Raw genomic sequence first — 3,088 nt, forward strand, 5'->3', positions numbered from 1 at the left:
CACCCTCCCTAATCCGGGCTATCGGGTTTGCTCATCACGCATCTACGGTGACTGGTTGCGCGATCCTGTGTTGCGTGATGTTGATAATGATGAGAAATCGTTAATCACTTGTACCCCCGTCGGAGAGTTAAGTGCTTCCCAAAGGATGCAGAGACACTCCCGGCGGGGATTACTAGTCGGCTTCCTGCCCTTCTAACCATTTCAACCATTCTCTGCGAGAAATTCGACGCTCCCCGTTGGGAATCCTAATCGATCTCGGCCCTTTTCCAGTGGCGAGCCACTTGTAGAAAGTGGATCTAGGAACCCGCAGGATACGGCAGCAATCAGCCACCGTCAGGAATTCTTCATCATCACTATTCCGCGCCATTCATACCCCTTCCGGAAATGAACCGACGGACTAGCAGTAAATACCACAGCGAATTCACTCACGGGATCAGGCTTGTGGATTTTGAGGGGGATTTGGGTGGGAGAGGTGGTGCTCGAGGGATTCGACCTTGGTGGTTAGGCGGGTTGCGGGGCTGGGGCGGATGTCGGCTTTGAGGACGAGGCTTACTCGGGGGGAGCGGGATTCGACGGCTTTGACGGCGGCGTGGATGACGGTCATGGCCTCGTCCCAGGTGTCGGCTTCGAGGGTGGTGAACATGGCGTCGGTGTGGTTGGGGAGGCCGGAGGCGCGGACGACGCGGACGGCTTCCGCTACCAGGTCGCCGACGTTTTCGCCGGCGCCGATGGGGGTGACGCTGAAGGCGATCAGTACGGACATGGGGCCCCCTTTGGTTGTGTGATCAATTCTATCGCGGCATGAGGGATGGCTTCCTTCTGGTAAGTTACTTACTATGAGTGGGGTTCCTGAGAGTGTGGAGCGGCACTGTCCGGCGTTTCAGGTGGCGGTCGAGTTGGCGGGGCGGCGGTGGAACGGGGCGATCCTGCTGGCGGCGGCGCGCGGGGCTGCGCGGTACAGCGAGTTCCTGGCGGCGGTGCCGGGGATCTCGGAGCGGCTGCTGGCGCAGCGACTGCGGGAGCTTGACACCGAAGGAGTACTGGTGCGGACCGTCGTGCCGAGCACGCCGGTGCAGATCACCTACTCGCTGACCGATAAAGGGACAGAACTGGTGGAAGCGGTGCGGCCGTTGATCGCGTGGGGCGAGCGGTGGATCGGGGCGGGAGCGCGAGTCGATGGGTGACTTCGGGCATAAGCGGTCGATCGGGGCGGGAGCGCGGGCCAATGGGTGACTTCGGGCATAAGCGGTCGATCGGGGCGGGAGCGCGGGCCAATGGGTGACTTCGGGCATGAGCGGTGGATCGGGGCGGGAGCGCGGGTCGATGGGTGACTTTGGGCATGAATTGTGGTTTGGGGTTGGGTTGGTGCCGAAGGCGGCTGGGGGTGAGCGGTTGGTTCGGCGGGCGGTGATGGCTGAGGAGGTGGGGCTGGACATTTTGGGTGTGCAGGATCATCCGTATCAGCCGTCGTTCCTGGATACCTGGACGTTGCTGCCGATGCTGGCGGCGCGGACTACGCGGATCCGGTTGTTTCCTGATGTGATCAATCTTCCGTTGCGTCCGCCTGCCGTGCTGGCGCGGGGGGCCGCGTCGCTGGACATTCTCAGTGGAGGGCGGGTCGAGCTTGGGCTGGGCGCCGGGTACTTCTGGGACGGGATCCTCGCGATGGGCGGGCCCGGCCATTCCCCCGGGGAGGCGGTCGAAGCGGTCGAGGAGGCCATGGTCGTGCTGCGGGCGCTGTGGACTCCGGGTGACCCGGTGGTGCTGCAGGGCGACCACTACCGTCTCGACGGCGCCCAGCCTGGGCCGTTCCCGCCGCATCCGATCGGGGTGTGGCTGGGGGCGTACAAACGGCGCATGCTTGAACTGAGTGGTCGGCTGGCGGACGGGTGGGTGCCCTCGTCGGGGTACGCCGCGCCAGAGGAACTCGGCGGCCTGACGAAGATCGTGGACACCGCCGCCGAGAACGCCGGACGTGATCCGGGAGATGTCCGCCGGATCTACAACATCTCAGGGCGGTTCTCGTCGCTGTCGTCGGCGGAGTTCCTGAACGGGCCGCCCGCGCAGTGGGCCGAGCAACTCGCCGAGCTGACGTTCAACCACGGGTTCAGCGTCTTCATCATGTCCGCCGATGACGAATACGCGCTGAAGACGTTCGCCGCCGAGGTCGCGCCCGCCGTCCGGGAGCTGGTCGGCAAGGAGCGTGGGGGCGGAAAGGGCAGCGTGGCGGGGGCTGGTGGTGTGGCGCGGGCGAGTGGGCCGTTGGATGACGCTACTCGGCCGCGGCTGCCGAAGCGGGATCTGGCCGCGCTGACCGCGGCGCAACGGGCGAACGGGCGGCGGCTGGTGCAGATCCACGATCATCTGCGTCGTGAGCTCGCCCAGATCCGGGACGCATTGGAGCAGGTCGCGGCCGGGCAGAGCGAGGCTGCCGCGCTGCGATCAATGATCAACGAACTGACCATGCGGCAGAACTACTGGACGCTGGGCAGTTTCTGCGCGTCCTACTGCCGGATCCTGACCGCCCACCACAGCATCGAGGACGCCCACATGTTCCCGGCCCTGGCGGCGGCCGACGAGTCCCTGACTCCGGTGGTCGAGCGCCTGGAGCAGGAACACGAGGTCGTGGCCGAGATCCTGACCGGCCTCGACGCGGCCCTGGTCGCCATGATCGAGGACCCCGCCGGGCTCGCCGAAGTCCGCGACCAGGTGGACCTGCTGTCGAACGTCCTCCTCTCACACCTCGCCTACGAGGAGGAGGAACTCGTAGAGCCACTCTCCCGCCTGGACCTCGACATCTAAATGAGCCAGGTCGCTCGCCGTTATCCGGCGCCGTTCATGCAGGGGATGGTTTCTCGCCGCACCGGCGCCAAGAGCGGCAGCGGCATACCGACTGGAAGGTGGCGACCTCAGGAGGCGCGGCAGAAGTCCGGTACCAGCGGACACCCACCCCAACATTCGCGTCCGCAAGTCCGGCCTCCCCGGCTCCCTCTGGGCAGAAGTCCGGTACCAGCGGACACCCACCCCAACATTCGCGCCCGCAAGTCCGGCCTCCCCGGCTCCCTCTGGGCAGAAGTCCGGTACCAGC

At 65.5% G+C, this 3,088-nt stretch carries 4 protein-coding genes; 2 read left to right on the plus strand and 2 right to left on the minus strand.

Annotated elements, in window-relative coordinates:
* Positions 1-172: 172 nt before the first annotated feature.
* Together Amac_RS53290 and Amac_RS53295 are read right to left on the minus strand one after the other, a co-directional pair.
* Entirely contained in the window at positions 173-367 is a 195-nt protein-coding gene (locus tag Amac_RS53290) for a helix-turn-helix transcriptional regulator (RefSeq protein WP_155362062.1), read from the minus strand.
* Positions 368-433: 66 nt separating this feature from the next.
* Positions 434-763, minus strand: coding sequence for a thiamine-binding protein (locus tag Amac_RS53295; protein WP_155362063.1), 330 nt, complete (start codon positions 761-763; stop codon positions 434-436).
* 73 nt (positions 764-836) lie between these two features.
* Between Amac_RS53295 and Amac_RS53300 the strand changes: the two genes are divergently transcribed.
* Positions 837-1,184: a winged helix-turn-helix transcriptional regulator gene (locus Amac_RS53300; protein WP_155362064.1), complete on the plus strand. Its 348-nt coding sequence runs from the start codon at positions 837-839 to the stop codon at positions 1,182-1,184.
* Positions 1,185-1,323: 139 nt separating this feature from the next.
* Positions 1,324-2,802, plus strand: a complete 1,479-nt coding sequence (locus tag Amac_RS53305) for an LLM class flavin-dependent oxidoreductase (protein WP_155362065.1) — start codon at positions 1,324-1,326, stop codon at positions 2,800-2,802.
* The last annotated feature ends 286 nt before the right edge of the window (positions 2,803-3,088 follow it).

Source organism: Acrocarpospora macrocephala, assembly GCF_009687865.1.
GTDB lineage: Bacteria > Actinomycetota > Actinomycetes > Streptosporangiales > Streptosporangiaceae > Acrocarpospora > Acrocarpospora macrocephala.

Bases quoted from the DNA above. Each gene is read 5' to 3' on its own strand.
- Amac_RS53300 (WP_155362064.1), top strand. From the start codon at position 837: ATGAGTGGGGTTCCTGAGAGTGTGGAGCGGCACTGTCCGGCGTTTCAG.
- Amac_RS53295 (WP_155362063.1), bottom strand. From the start codon at position 763: ATGTCCGTACTGATCGCCTTCAGCGTCACCCCCATCGGCGCCGGCGAA.
- Amac_RS53290 (WP_155362062.1), bottom strand. From the start codon at position 367: ATGGCGCGGAATAGTGATGATGAAGAATTCCTGACGGTGGCTGATTGC.
- Amac_RS53305 (WP_155362065.1), top strand. From the start codon at position 1,324: ATGGGTGACTTTGGGCATGAATTGTGGTTTGGGGTTGGGTTGGTGCCG.